Annotated in this window: 13 protein-coding genes and 1 pseudogene; 7 read left to right on the top strand and 7 right to left on the bottom strand. The window is 48.1% G+C overall.

Annotated features, from left to right (window positions below; translation table 11 throughout):
* Positions 1-59: 59 nt before the first annotated feature.
* A complete protein-coding gene (locus tag PN462_RS14695) occupies positions 60-788 on the bottom strand; it encodes a hypothetical protein (RefSeq protein ID WP_272129250.1) in 729 nt (242 codons plus the stop codon).
* Positions 789-925: 137 nt separating this feature from the next.
* Positions 926-2,350 (bottom strand): NupC/NupG family nucleoside CNT transporter, encoded by a 1,425-nt coding sequence (locus PN462_RS14690; RefSeq protein ID WP_272129248.1) that lies wholly within the window; start codon positions 2,348-2,350, stop codon positions 926-928.
* 336 nt (positions 2,351-2,686) lie between these two features.
* Here PN462_RS14690 and PN462_RS14685 point away from each other — a divergent pair, with 336 nt between their 5' ends.
* Entirely contained in the window at positions 2,687-2,962 is a 276-nt protein-coding gene (locus tag PN462_RS14685; RefSeq protein ID WP_272129246.1) for a hypothetical protein, read from the top strand.
* Between the two features lie 147 nt (positions 2,963-3,109).
* Complete coding sequence (gene accC / locus PN462_RS14680) at positions 3,110-4,456, top strand: acetyl-CoA carboxylase biotin carboxylase subunit (RefSeq protein ID WP_272129244.1); 1,347 nt, start codon at positions 3,110-3,112, stop codon at positions 4,454-4,456.
* 32 nt (positions 4,457-4,488) lie between these two features.
* Here the strand turns inward: accC and PN462_RS14675 are convergent, their stop codons facing one another.
* The 4 genes from PN462_RS14675 to dapF all read right to left on the bottom strand — a co-directional run bounded on the left by PN462_RS14675 (position 4,489) and on the right by dapF (position 9,678).
* Entirely contained in the window at positions 4,489-5,148 is a 660-nt protein-coding gene (locus PN462_RS14675; RefSeq protein ID WP_272129242.1) for a hypothetical protein, read from the bottom strand.
* A gap of 518 nt (positions 5,149-5,666) precedes the next feature.
* The gene (locus PN462_RS14670; RefSeq protein WP_272129240.1) at positions 5,667-7,445 is read right to left on the bottom strand and encodes a metallophosphoesterase; all 1,779 of its coding nucleotides are present in this window, start codon (positions 7,443-7,445) and stop codon (positions 5,667-5,669) included.
* 8 nt (positions 7,446-7,453) lie between these two features.
* A complete protein-coding gene (locus PN462_RS14665) occupies positions 7,454-8,605 on the bottom strand; it encodes a hypothetical protein (protein ID WP_272129238.1) in 1,152 nt (383 codons plus the stop codon).
* A 215-nt stretch (positions 8,606-8,820) separates the two neighbouring features.
* Positions 8,821-9,678, bottom strand: coding sequence for a diaminopimelate epimerase (gene dapF, locus PN462_RS14660; RefSeq protein ID WP_272129236.1), 858 nt, complete (start codon positions 9,676-9,678; stop codon positions 8,821-8,823).
* A gap of 84 nt (positions 9,679-9,762) precedes the next feature.
* Here dapF and PN462_RS14655 point away from each other — a divergent pair, with 84 nt between their 5' ends.
* The 5 genes from PN462_RS14655 (at position 9,763) to PN462_RS14635 (ending at position 13,407) form a co-directional block, all read left to right on the top strand.
* The gene (locus PN462_RS14655; RefSeq protein ID WP_272129234.1) at positions 9,763-9,975 is read left to right on the top strand and encodes an Hfq-related RNA-binding protein; all 213 of its coding nucleotides are present in this window, start codon (positions 9,763-9,765) and stop codon (positions 9,973-9,975) included.
* Positions 9,976-10,072: 97 nt separating this feature from the next.
* Positions 10,073-10,918 carry a M23 family metallopeptidase gene (locus tag PN462_RS14650; RefSeq protein WP_272129231.1) on the top strand — a complete coding sequence of 282 codons (846 nt, stop codon included), beginning with the start codon at positions 10,073-10,075 and terminating at the stop codon, positions 10,916-10,918.
* A gap of 264 nt (positions 10,919-11,182) precedes the next feature.
* Complete coding sequence (locus PN462_RS14645) at positions 11,183-11,728, top strand: late competence development ComFB family protein (RefSeq protein WP_443029182.1); 546 nt, start codon at positions 11,183-11,185, stop codon at positions 11,726-11,728.
* A 287-nt stretch (positions 11,729-12,015) separates the two neighbouring features.
* Complete coding sequence (locus PN462_RS14640; RefSeq protein WP_272129227.1) at positions 12,016-12,687, top strand: sigma-70 family RNA polymerase sigma factor; 672 nt, start codon at positions 12,016-12,018, stop codon at positions 12,685-12,687.
* Positions 12,688-12,801: 114 nt separating this feature from the next.
* Positions 12,802-13,407 (top strand): anti-sigma factor family protein, encoded by a 606-nt coding sequence (locus tag PN462_RS14635; protein ID WP_272129225.1) that lies wholly within the window; start codon positions 12,802-12,804, stop codon positions 13,405-13,407.
* A gap of 189 nt (positions 13,408-13,596) precedes the next feature.
* Here the strand turns inward: PN462_RS14635 and PN462_RS14630 are convergent.
* A pseudogene (locus PN462_RS14630) lies at positions 13,597-13,834 on the bottom strand (hypothetical protein); the annotation flags it as partial.

Genomic DNA, 13,834 nt, shown 5'->3' with positions numbered 1-13,834 from the left:
CCTCTATCTCCCCCATCTCCCGACTCCCGACTCCCATCTCCCCCATCACCAATTACCAATTACCCATTATTATTAACTCCCTCCAACGTGGGTTCAAGTGTTGTAAAAACTGACTCAATTTGATTGTCGGCTTCTTCCGTAGCCGCAATCATTAAAATTAATATCTGTCCAGGGACTTGACGAGATAACATAACCCCTTTCATCGGTTGACTATTATTCCCTTGGGACAATGTACCCGTCCAAGGAATCTTCGCCCCTCCTAATATCGTATCAACAGTTTCATAAGCCCCCGTGACCATTCCTTCCCCCCTAGAAAAGGTATCAATGGCCACTTGGGTTAACGCCCATTCTCGCAAAGCACTATCCACCGCCCTAGGCCGAACCGATACCGTATAGGCCAATTTACCATCTGGAGATTCAAATAAGGGAACTCCTGCGACAACAGACTGTTTATAGTCCTGAATTATCCCAACTGTAAACCGTCCTCCGGGGTCTTGGTAGGACTCTTGGGTTAACGGTAACGTGGGGGTGTCCAGTTGGGTTTCTGGAATGGGACTCGCTTCTGGACTCGGACTCGCTTCTGGACTCGGACTTTCTGCTTCTTCTGGTGTTGCGTCTGGTGTTGGGCTTTCTGTCTCCTCTGGGGAGGGAGTAGGGGTTTGTGCGTGAACGGTCGAAGGGTTCAGTCTGGCCTGAGAGTCCATCAACAGAGGAAACTGGCTAAACCCAATTAAGGTCATCGCCGTCAAAATAGCTAAACTAAGTAACCACGTTGTTTGTCGTCTCATCGTTTTTTGGTTGTGGGTTATTTGTTCTTGGTTATTGGTTCTTGGTTCTTGGTGAAAAAGGGAACAGGGAACTCCGGAACAGGGAACAGTAATCAGTAACCATTACCCATTATCAATTATCCATTACCAATCACCCATTAAAGCCCCAACGCGCCTTGTTGACCAAAGTAGAAAATTCCCGCCACTGCCCCTGTCATCAGAGTGGCGAGGGTTGCGCCCCAGAGGGCTTTAAAGCCTAATGCGGAGACTTCTGAGCGTCGTTCGGGGATAAGGGAAGCGAGTCCACCGATGAAGATACCGTAAGAGGCAAAGTGGGTAAAGCCACACAGAACATAACTGACAATGAGTAAAGCGCGATCGCTCAATACCCCTTGGTCGGCCAGTTGAGCTAACGTCAGATAAGGAGGAATACTGGTTTCAAACAAGCGGCGGCCAATAATCAAAGAAGACTGCCAGAGTTCAGTCCAGTCTAAAGAAACCCCCGTTAGAAAAGTTAAGGGCAAAAACAGCACCCCTAAAATATTTTGAATCGTGACCACTTGGAATAGCTGTCCAATCAGCCTGACCAAAGTGTACTGACTTTCCGCCAGTCCAGCTAAACTGCCAAACAGTAAATTGACTAACGCTAATAATCCCAAAATGGCAATAATAACCGCCGCAATGCCCACCGCCATTTTTACGCCATCTAACGCCCCCACAATCAAACTATCAACGGGATTTAATTTTGTCTGGGAATCTTCTACCGGGTCTTCCGGGACGTTTCCTAGGGTTTCGGGTTCTCCGGTTTCGGGGACAAGCAGTTTAGCAATGACAAAACAGGCCGGAATCGTCATAATCGAAGCGGAGACTAAATGCCCCGTAATCGCCGGGAATTCGGTTCTCAGCAGTCCTGCATAAAGGGCAAGAACCGAAGATGCGATCGACCCAAAACAACTGGTGAGAATGGCACAGAGTTCACTCCGGGTCATGTTTTGTAAAAAAGGTTTGACCGCGATCGCCGATTCAATCCCCACAAAAATATTAGCAGCCCCCGATAAAGATTCCGCCCCACTAATTTTCATCGTTTTTTGAAAAATAATAGCGAACCACTTAACAATCGGTTGAATAATATGGAGGCGATACAGCAAAGCCACCAAACCGGAGAAAAAGATGACTTGGGGTAAAGCACGGAACGCGAGAATATAGCCTAAATTAAGATTATTGACATTGAGTTTATCCCCTGGAATCGCCACATAGGGAGTTCCCACCGCCCGAACAATCCACCGTCCGGCAGGGCCCGGCCCTGGGGTAACATGGGGGTCAGGAACAAGGGCTTGTCCGAATAAAAAGCGTGATCCCGCTTCTGAGGCATCTAGAACCGAATTGAGTAACGTACTCAACCCCGCCACAATCTCACTACCAAAGACAAAAACCAGTAAACCGATGACCAACTGTAGCCCAATCCCCCAAACAATAACATTCCACGGGATCAAACGGCGGTCTTCTGACCCCAACCAGGCCACCACACACAACCCAAAGAGGCCGACAAGGGAAATAACGTTGAGAATAAGATTAAATTCCACTGTAGTTACTGTAATTTACGTCTGACTGACTTACATCAACTTGCCATCAGAGGTGACAGTTTTCCCCCTCCTGACTCAAGCCAATCATAGTATGATTTGTGGAAGTTGTCTTACAGAGTCCTAGATTCCGGTTGGTTTTTCTCTGGGGGAAAAGCAACCCGGCTTTTCTCCGCGCTGATTTTGCGATCAGAGAAGGAGAAAACCTTGATAAGCTAGAACTAGAACACTCAAGGCTCTGGCCGGAGTGGTCACACTGTTTTCTAGATGGAGAGAAACGCCCATAGTCTCCTCGGCAGAAAACAACCCGTTTGATTAAACGTTTAAAAATTCCACCTTATGGAAGCCTTCGATCCCAATCCTCCCAAGTGGACAGAAACCGCCACCCATGCCCTACAATTCTTTTGTCCCCGTTGTGGGGCATCCACCTTTGAAGCTCAACGGGTCTGGATTAACCGTCGCGCCCCGGTCATTAGCGAAGATTATCACCGCAAATGGCAAGAATTTTATCAATGTGAATGTGGGCAAGTTTGGTGGGCCTGGAGTAGCGATCGCCCCCCCTCAGAACTCGCCCAACGCTATCAAGAAGAACCCGACGATGATCCCCAAGCATAAGGCAAAAAAGTGAGGAGAGACCAGTGAGAAGCCCATTAAACGCCCTCTCTCCTCTATTCTCTATGCTCTATTCTCTATTCTCTCTAGGGGTTGGGGACGCAAAACCTGTATAGTTGAATTCACCCGTGATAACCAGATGCACCTAAGATGCAGTTTTCCAAAATCTTAATTGCGAATCGAGGCGAAATCGCCCTGCGGATACTCCGCAGTTGCGAGGAACTGGGCATAGCCACTGTCGCAGTTCACTCCACCATTGACCGTCACGCGCTTCATGTTCAACTCGCAGATGAAAGTGTCTGCATTGGTCAACCCCCAAGTAACAAAAGTTATTTAAATATTCCTAACATTATTGCGGCAGCTTTAACCCGCAATGCCACAGCCATTCATCCAGGGTATGGCTTTTTGTCCGAAAATGCCCGGTTTGCCGAAATTTGTACCGATCACAAAATTAACTTTATCGGGCCCACCCCAGAGTCCATGCGCTTAATGGGGGATAAGTCCACGGCAAAAAAAACCATGCAAAAGGCCAATGTTCCCACCCTACCTGGCAGTAATGGCCTCTTGGCCGATGAGGAGGAAGCCCTAACCACCGCCAAAAAGATCGGCTATCCCATCATCCTCAAAGCTACAGCCGGAGGAGGCGGTCGCGGAATGCGTCTCGTGCGAGATGACGGGGAATTGGTGCGAATGTTCCAAGCTGCCCAAGGGGAGGCTGAGGCCGCTTTTGGCAATGCTGGCGTTTATTTAGAGAAATTCCTAGAACGACCCCGCCACGTGGAAATCCAAATTTTAGCGGATAGTTATGGCAATGTGGTGCATTTAGGCGAACGAGACTGTTCAATTCAACGCCGTCACCAAAAACTCCTAGAAGAAGCCCCTAGCCCCGTCTTAAACCCCAAATTACGCCGAAAAATTGGTCAAGCAGCAGTACGGGCCGCTCAATCTATCGGTTATGTTGGGGCAGGAACAGTGGAATTTTTGCTGGATCAAGAGGGGAATTTCTATTTTATGGAAATGAACACCCGGATTCAGGTGGAACACCCGGTAACGGAGATGGTGACGGGGTTAGACTTAATTACGGAACAAATTCGCATTGCCCAAGGGGAGAAATTACAGTTCAATCAGAATGATATTCAATTAAAAGGCCATGCTATTGAATGTCGTATTAATGCCGAAGAACCGGAGCGAGATTTTCGGCCTCATCCCGGTCGCATCAGTGCCTATTTACCCCCTGGAGGCCCTGGGGTGCGTATGGATTCCCATGTTTATACGGATTATGAAATCCCGCCCTATTATGATTCGCTGATTGGAAAGTTGATTGTTTGGGGTCCCGACCGAGACACGGCCATTCGCCGCATGAAGCGAGCGTTACGCGAATGTGCCATTACGGGAGTCCCAACCACGATTGATTTCCACCAGCGTATTTTAGACACTCCTGCGTTTCAACGGGGTGAGGTGTACACGAATTTCATTGTGGAACATTTAAAAGGGTAATGGGTAATGGGTAATTGTTCATTGTTCATTGTTCATTGTCTCTGGGGGTCTAGGACTTGACAATCTCGGTTTATGGCTTCGGATAAAGCGCGATCGCGCGGATTACTGGTATCAAAGCTAATATCCACACTCTCCCCCGCATCCAATTTTCTAGATTCCTCGTAGGCCACCTCATCCGTGAGAATAGCAATGGCATCAGGACGATACAGACAGGACATATAAGTTGGCCCGTCGGCATAACTATAGTCAACCGCACAACGTTCCCCCTGTGGCCCTTTAATCTCGATAATGGCTTCAAAGAGAATAATATCAATGGGATCAGACCGATAAGGAGTACAATCTTTTAACTTATTGAGGATTGTCACCGCATTTCCTTCTGAGGAGGCCGGACCAGAATCCGGAGTCGGGGAATTAGCCGATGGTAACGCCTCTATTTGGCAATTTTCAGACCAATCGGGGATTCTCACTTCTGCATTGCGGAGTGTTTCCAGTCGTTGGCGATAGGTTCTCAAGGACTCTGCATTTTCTGGCGATCGCTCGGCCATACGGTCTATAATCTCAATTGCCCCTCCCCAATTCTGGTTACAGATGGCGTTTCGCAGTTGCTCATTCAGATTTTGAGCCACACTCGGAGGACTGAATGTTCCTAAAAGTACCACCAAAGCGATAGGATGCCAAAACTTACGCCCCATGGTTAAAGTCTCCCGATACGTCCTTTGGTTCTATTATAGGGCTTGCTGAAAAGAGTGTTCATTTGCTTGTGAGGCAAGGGAACAGGAAACAGTAGTTTAACAATTAACAATTGAGAGTTAAATAAATTGTAGGTTGGGTGAAGCGTAGCGTAACCCAACATCCCCCAGTGCAAAATTGGGTAGAACAGGAAACAGTAGTTTAACAATTAATAATTGAGAGTTAAATAAATTGTAGGTTGGGTGAAGCGTAGCGTAACCCAACATCCCCAAGGGAAAAATTGGGTAGTTAATAGATTTTCCCTTTATCCGCCTTGGGTTTAAACCCAAGGCTAAGAGCTTAAACCCGTTAAAAACGGGTTAAGAAACTCAAGAAAATTACCCTATTATATACTCAGCTTGAAGGAAGCCCTAAAGGGCTTACTGCGAACAAATTAATAAGATCTGAATGTTTACAGTAAAAAACCATTCTCCCCCTCGCCCAACCTTGGGAGAGGGGGCTGGGGGATGAGGGCTGCATTTCACTTCCCTACGATAGAAAACTCGTCAAACTTAACCACCTCACTCCCCGGTTTTGTGGTGTCAAAATAATAACTACTCACTATCCCCTTCTCCGTTTCTAAAATACTAAATGCCGTAATATCATTACTGGCAATATAGGGTAAAAATTGATCATTTTCGTTGACAAGAGGGGCAAGAGTGGGCATTATAGGCTGGAGTCCATAGGGATCACCTTGAGCCACATAAATCTCTTGATAATTGTCCGGAATGGGTCTTTTTTCTGCTTCTAAATAAGCCCCATAACTATTCCCTACATTAGAGGATTCTAAGAAATTAACCCCATTTTTATTAACAAACCGATTCCATAAATGAGAATGACCATAATACACTAAATTCACCTTTGCTTCATTTAATAAAGGCATCACATAACGCTGAATATGGTCATCATCTAAAGGGTATTCATAACGAACCGATTGAATTTCCCCATTAGGAGACTTTAAAACTAATTGTCGGGGGTTGGTGTAAGCAGGGACAATATTTCCCCCTAATGTATGGGGGGGATGGTGAAACATGACAATTTTATATTTTGCCTCTTGAAATTCAGGCCGATTGAGTTCTTTTTTTAACCATTCATATTGCCGACTATCAGGAGTAATGGGTTCAAAAATATGTTGTCCATACCCCCATTTTTCTGGAGAATTTAGGTTTTCGGTGGCTTCTGCATAACGTCCATTTCTCTCTCCCCCTAACCCTGGCACTCGCCAAATATTGGTGATATATAAGACAATTAAACGAATATCTCCAAAGGTGACAGCATAATATTTTTTCCCCCCGCTATCACTGGCAGGTAAGCTAAAGAGTTCTTGATAAGTATCCGTGTTATAAGAATTGGCTTTAATCCAACTCTCCTTGACTTTTGGGTCTTGACGAGGGTTAATTTCCTTAGCGTTTTTTTGATACAATTCTGCCGCTTTATCCCGTGGATAGGGGTCATTAAATTGTTGATTGAGTCCCGTTTCCATGGAAAAGCGTCCCATGACTTCATGATTACCAATGGTGGGAAATAATGGGGCATTTTGGATGATTTCTCCCCCTTGATAAACGGTAGTAGTGCCGTTTTTTTCTAACCCATAATTAGCCCGGCCTTGTAAACAGGGAAAGAAACTATTGCCATCGGGATGATCGAACCATTCGGAAGCCCGATCTGGAATATTAACTAAATCCCCGGCTAAAAAGACTCCATCTACCTTGCCGACCGTTTCTTCTACCTTTTGTAAATTGGCTGCCGTCATGGGCATCATTTGGTGATCGGAGGTGAGGAGGATTTTTAAGGGCGTTCCGGGGGTGGGGTTGGCGGCGAGGGTAAATTGGCCACTACGGAGGGTTTCGCCTGTCTCTGTCTCACTGAGGACTTGATACGGGACGGTTTGATTGGGGGTTAACCCCGTAATTTCTGCCTCATGTCGCCAAATCTCCCGGTAGGTAATCTCCGCTTTTCCCTCCCGGACCCGGCTGAGTTGGCGGGTTTGGGCGGAGGTACTTTGGGCGAAATTCTCCCCATATTGGACTCGGTGAGATGTTCCGGCAAACTCCGTAAACCAGACCACTCGGACGGAGTTGGCGGTGGGGTATTGTAAAAAGGGGTCGGTGAGGAGTTGGGTAGGTGTGGACATGGTTTGCATGGGTGGGGAGGGTGGGGGTGTTCCGAACCACAGGGAGAGGACTAAGGCGGCTAAAAAGGGGAATAATAAAACGACACCCGCCTTAAACCAGCGTTGGGGAGGGGGAGACTGAGACATGGTTCGAGTTAATAATGATGGGCCTCTTTGATTTGCTGCATTACCCAGTCAAAGGTGGTTAAGACGGTTTCGAGGGAGTCTTCGTCGGGAACAGTGGATAGTTGGAAATTAGGTAAACGTCGTTCATGGCGACTGGTGGGGAGGGCTAACCCCACGGAACTGAGATGATTGCGTAATTCGTGCCATTTTTCCTCATCGTTAAAGGGGGGTAAATGGGCGTAAATTTCCGAGGCAATTTGAAATGTACCGTCAATGCCCACAAAAAATAATTCCACCATTGGCCCGTAATGTTTCAGTTTGGCTGCAAAGCCGCCATAGGTGTCCCCAGTTCCCCATTGCAATTGTAAATCGGGGGATTGTACGACCCATTGGTAAATTTCATAGACGAGGTGCATTTCGTCCTCGCCATAACGGGCTTTATATTCGGAGAGGAAGGAATGTTCGTCCCATTGGCGACGTTCTCTGGAGGTGCTAGATTTTTTCTGTTGGGCTTCGGCGGTTTGCCCGATGACGTTGGAGACGAGGGTTTTGAGGCCGTCTTGGAGGCTGATGTATTGTTTGATTTCCACGGCTAAGACTTCCGCCGGGTCCATTTGTTTATTGAGAAATTCAACAACGCGCTGAATTTCGGGGGGGATGCGGTCGGCGACGAAGATCAGGCGAATTTTGCCGGCTTGTAGGTTGGTTTTGACTCGTTGCCAAAATTGTTCTTCATCGGCATCACTGCCGAGAAAGTCCTCGAAGACTTGTTCGGGGTCGCGGTTTTGCCGACGACAGTTGATTTCAAATTGATCCAAGATGGACTCGACGGGCCAATAGACGACGGCATTGGCGGCATAATCGAGCATATGACCGATAATTTCTCGACGGAGACGGGGGTCACTTTCGTTTTGGACTTCCACGAGGGTGGGGATGGCCTGTTGGTCGAGGAACAGGTGATTGAGGGACCACCGTTCTACTCCGAGGTCATCGGTGGGGACTCCTCCGGTTCGTTTGACAATCAACCATTCTCTGGCGGTGGGACTGTCGGGTTGTTCGACTCCGATCAAGTTAGGATAGCGTTCTAATAATTCTTGAAGCAGGGCTTCGGAATCATAGGGCCGTTCCTGCATCTCGGTTAGTTGGTCTTCACCTTGGATGAGATAAATCCCTCCACTCACTGGTATTACTCCCTTTTTGTGTGCGGTTTGCTTGGGTGATAGAGCAGTTAACAGTAATCAGTAATCAGTAATCAGTGATAAGGCTCTAATTCTGTTTCACTATTTGCTCTGCTCAAATTTATTCCTGTTTTGATCCCACCCTTAAAAGTGGTGGGCTTTCAACTTCGTTTCTCTGTAATGCTAGATTGGGCGGTTATTCTTTCTCTAATTTAAGGTTAATTTGTTGTGGATGGGAAGAACTGGCCTTGAAAGACTTTTTCGGCGGGGCCGGTCATGTAAACGCGCTGTTGGCTTTCGTCCCATTCGATGAGGAGGTTGCCGCCGGGGAGTTCTACGGTGGTTGCGCGATCGCAGTTCCCGGTTAACACGCCTGCCACGACTGAGGCACAGGCCCCGGTCCCACAGGCGAGGGTAGCCCCAGCCCCCCGTTCCCAAACCCGCATTTTAATATAATTGGGCTTGACAATTTCGATAAATTCTGTATTTGTCCGTTGGGGGAAGATGGGATGGTGTTCAAACTGAGGCCCCACGGTGGCGAGGGGGATGGAGTCGGCGGAGTCCACAAAGGTGATACAGTGAGGATTGCCCATACTCACGCAGGTGACGTTCCAGGTTTGGTCGCCGATGGTGAGGGGTTGATTGATCACTTTTTGGTCTGGTTGGGCTAGGGTGGTGGGGATTTCGGTGGCGAGGAGATAGGGGGGCCCCATGTCCACCCGCACTTGGCCTTGGGGTTCGAGTTTGGGGCGAATGACTCCCGCGAGGGTGTGAATGCGATAGGTTTTCTCGGATTGGCTTTCCCCTTCTAAATCGGCAATAAAGCGGGCTAAACAGCGAATGCCATTGCCACACATTTCTGGTTCTGAGCCATCAGAATTGTAAATGCGCATGGTGTAATCGGTTTCTCCTTGGGGGGGCAGGGCAAAAATGACCCCATCGGCCCCAATGCCAAAATTGCGATCGCAAAGCTCCATGGCTTCATCAGGGGAGAGAATCGGCTCTGCTTGGTGACGGTTATCGATTAAGATAAAATCGTTGCCTAAACCGTGATACTTGGTAAACTCGACTGTCATCAACTGTCTATCCTAAAATTGCTGACTGGGATTCAACCAACGGATCGAGACCCAATCAATTGTCCCAATTTTCAACTTATTATTATGACGGAATTTGAAACCGGATATCCGAGTGTTCGTCAAATTCAAACGTTCATTCGAGATCAACTGGATGTAGAAGTCAAACTGATGACGGGGGACACCCTAACGGGAAAAGTGGTGTGGCAAGATACCCATTGTCTTTGTCTTCAAGATGCCTCGGAGCAAATGGTGACAGTCTGGCGACAAGCTATTGCCTATCACAAAACGGTATCCTGATCGGGGTGCTTCTTCTCTGAACCATCAAGCCTAGGGCCGATAATCCGGTGTTGGATGAAGCCCGCGCTATTTTAGATTTCTTCTCTCAGCAAAATTTATGTTCAAGCAAAGCCTCACTCTCGGATGGGTGACTGCTATTCTAGCGATCGCAGCCCCCCTCCACGCTTTAGAAGTCAAACTCAACCCCACCAGTCCCGAACTAGGGGACACGATCTCGGTCTTCATCACCACCGAAGACCCCAACACTGAACCGACTGTTACCATGGACGGGGACACCTTCCCCGCCTATCCCCTCGCCCCCAATTATTATCGGGCCCTCCTCCCCACCTCTCCCCTAGATGATCCGGGCCGAGTGGTGATTCGGGTGAGTGGAGAAGGGGAAACCCGGAATTTGGCTGTGGGATTGCGCGATCGCTCCTTTCCCACCCAACGCATCTGGCTACGCGGGGGCGGCAGTAACGCCACCCAACTCGAATTAGACCGTGTAGCCCAATTTAAAACCCTCGTCACCCCCGAAAAATACTGGAATGGGGCCCTAGTCCGTCCCACCTCCGGCCCCGTTTCCACCATCTTTGGGGTGCGTCGCTACTATAACGGGGAATTTGCCCACGACTACTACCATCGAGGCGTGGACTATGCGGCTGGCCGCGGAACTCCCGTCGTTGCCCCTGCCGCCGGACGCATTTCCCTCATCGGTCGAGAATCCCAAGGCTTTCGAGTCCACGGCAACACCGTAGGCATTGACCACGGCCAAGGGGTTCTCAGTATTATGCTGCACCTGAATCGTATTGACGTACAAGAAGGAGACTTCGTAGAAGCGGGCCAACGCATTGGCACAGTCGGCTCAACCGGGGCATCCACTGGGCCTCATCTCCATTGGGGGCTTTATGTTCACGGAATTGCCATTGACCCCGTTCCCTGGCGATATGAAGGTCTAGAATGAATAAGGAATACATCGGGGCAAAAACACAGTATCATGCTGTTGCCCCTAGTTTTCCCCTTTCCAGATTCTCAAAATCGGCAAAATTTTGCGAGTCTAGCCCCTGTCTCCCCAACCATCGGGATTCCGGGGTAACTAGGGAGACCGCCAAAATTAATAAAAATGGGGCATCATTTCCCGTTATCTGTAGAATTAAATTAATTGAATATGGATGCTCAAGATCGGCAGTCAGAAGGTCAAAATTTAGAGAGAAATCGCTCGGAAGAAATGAGCATTGAAAAAATCGTCGAACAAGCCTTAAAAGACGGGTATTTAACCCCCACCATGGAAGCGGAAGTGGGTCGCATTTGCGACACGGCCTCCGAGTTATCCATTGAAGAATATATGGCCTTAGACCGCCTCATGGGGTCATTACTCACCGGAGAGGTGGTTGCTGTTCCTCGTAAGCAATTTATTAATGTGATGGAGGAATTGGTCTTGAGTGAAGCCATTACCCGTATTGCTGAGATTGAGGCAACTACGGATAAGGTGTTAGATGTGGGGGATATTGCGGCCTATGCCTTAAACCGTTTACCTCCCCTCTATGCCACTACGGAAGAAGGGGCGAGTTATCAACGTCAAAAGGCGAAACAGGAGTTGCAAGAGTTAATCAACCAACAAATTGAGGAGGCCATCTCCTTGAGTATTGATCGAGAAAGTCCTAATATCTCTCCCTTACTCAAGAAACCGAGTCGAGATGTGGTGGAACAAGTAAGCAGTTTACTCAAGTCTCACGCGACGAATTTTGATCCTCATGAGTCGGGGAATGGGTAATGGGGAATGGGGAATGGGTTGTTTGTGAACAAGGGAACAGGGAACTCCGGAACTGGGAACAGTAAACAGTAAACAGTAATGTTGTTTGTTCTTGGTTCTTTGTTCTCCCCCATCTCCCCCATCTCCCGACTCCCGACTCCCGACTCCCATCTCCCCTTTGTGTCTTTGTGGTTCAATTCCCCAACTATCAACTCCCCCCACCCCCCATGAAAAGCCTGGGAACATTCCGGAAATGAACGAGTCAGAGGGTAATAAGGAGGATGAACCGCATTCTGTTAAAAGTACCCATGAGTCAATCTCTTTCTACCAGTTGGTCTTCTATAGAGGTAAATCCACCTCAGAGTGAATCCTCGGTGTCTCTCAATAAACTTCCCAACTATGATTTGATTCTGCGCTGTCAAAATGGGCTAAAACCCGATCGCGCAGCCTTCTCAGAACTCCTACGTCGCTATCAACCGCACGTTGAGAAGGTACTTTACCATCTTGCTCCCGACTGGCAAGATCGCTCAGATTTGGCCCAAGAAGTTTGGATTCGGGTTTATCGTAATATTCATCGACTGAAAGAACCTGTGAAATTTAAAGGGTGGCTCAGTCGCATTACGACCAACTTGTTTTATGATGAACTTCGGAAGAAAAAACGGAATGCGCCTCCTTTATCCCTCGATGCTCCGCGCAAGATGGACGACGGGGAGATGAATTGGGAGGTGGCCACCGATGATCCCAGTCCCGATGATAATTTGGCGACGCGGGAGTTTTATGAACAGTTACAAATTGCGATCGCGGATTTACCCGAAACCTTCCGCACCACCATTGTCTTACGGGAAATTCAAGGGTTAGCCTATGAAGAAATTGCCGAAATTACCGGGGTTTCTCTAGGCACAGTCAAATCTCGCATCGCTAGAGCAAGAGCTAAATTGCAATCGGAGTTACAGCCTTATTTAGACAATAAGGACACATAAAGGACACATAAACACAACCTAGTGTAAAATCTGGTCGCTGGAGTCTGGGTCGGATGAGTCTAAAGCAAAATAGTCTCACTAGGGGAATTACTTAATGACGGGGGTGACGACACGATGAAATTTCAAAAATTTTCGCACAAACGGGAACAAAACTCAGTATATTCCGATCAATATCATCTGGAGGATAAGACAGAATTTAATGAAAGTTGGCTCATGAACGGCATAAAACGCGATCGCTTTGAATTACTCAGTGCCTATTTAGATGGGGAAACCAGTCCACAGGAACGGCGACAAGTGGAAACTTGGCTTTCAGAAGACCCCAATATGCAGCAAATGTATCGTCGTTTGTTACAACTTCGCCGGGGCTTACACACCTTACCCATTCCCGACCCCCAAACCTCGGCAGAGGAAATGGCCGAGCAAGTGTACGCTACAGTGAAACGTCGCCAAAGTCGCCGGGTTGCGGCTTGGGGCGGAACGGCCATTGCTGCGGCGGTGGTGGGAGTAGTCGCGCTGTTTGCCCCCAATAACGCTTCTCTGTTCCCCAGAATGGCGGAAACACCGGAGAATGAACCTGCGATCGCAACCTCCTCAGACGACCTCATGTTAGCCGTGAATCAACCTGTAGTGGAAATTCCTCCGGTTGAGGATGAACTGAATATTTCCCTAGATCGTCCAATTTTAGCCATTCCCAAAGACGCAACCTCGGAAGACCTCTAAACAGGACATAACCCCCCAAAAAACGGGAACAGTGTTTCAAAGGCAGAAGGCAGAAGGCGTTAGCCTTACCAGCCACCAAGAAACTAGGGCAAGTGTAAAAGTTTAAGTCGGTGTCGAGGGACGGGAGTTTCTTGAAAGTCATCAGGAACTTCACCATTGAAGACACAGTTCATCCAAATTCGGTGTAACTCACAAACTAGAATACTCTTCACGCTTCCGGCCCCACCATCCGGAAGCGATTAATTTTCCTTGGTATTTTTGAATGCGGTCAAAGGTCATAAAATAAGCCCACGCTTCTCCCAAAGCATTCCCTTGTAAGTCATACACCAGGACTTGATACCGTTGATATTCATTCTGGGAGGGGGGACGGTGGGGAGAATACCCTTCAACAAAAGAGCCGCTTTCCTCCCCCACCTCGGAACAAGTG

The organism is Spirulina sp. CS-785/01 (assembly GCF_028330525.1).
Classification (GTDB): domain Bacteria; phylum Cyanobacteriota; class Cyanobacteriia; order Cyanobacteriales; family Spirulinaceae; genus JAQMSD01.
This window is presented reverse-complemented; position numbering and strand designations above follow the sequence as displayed.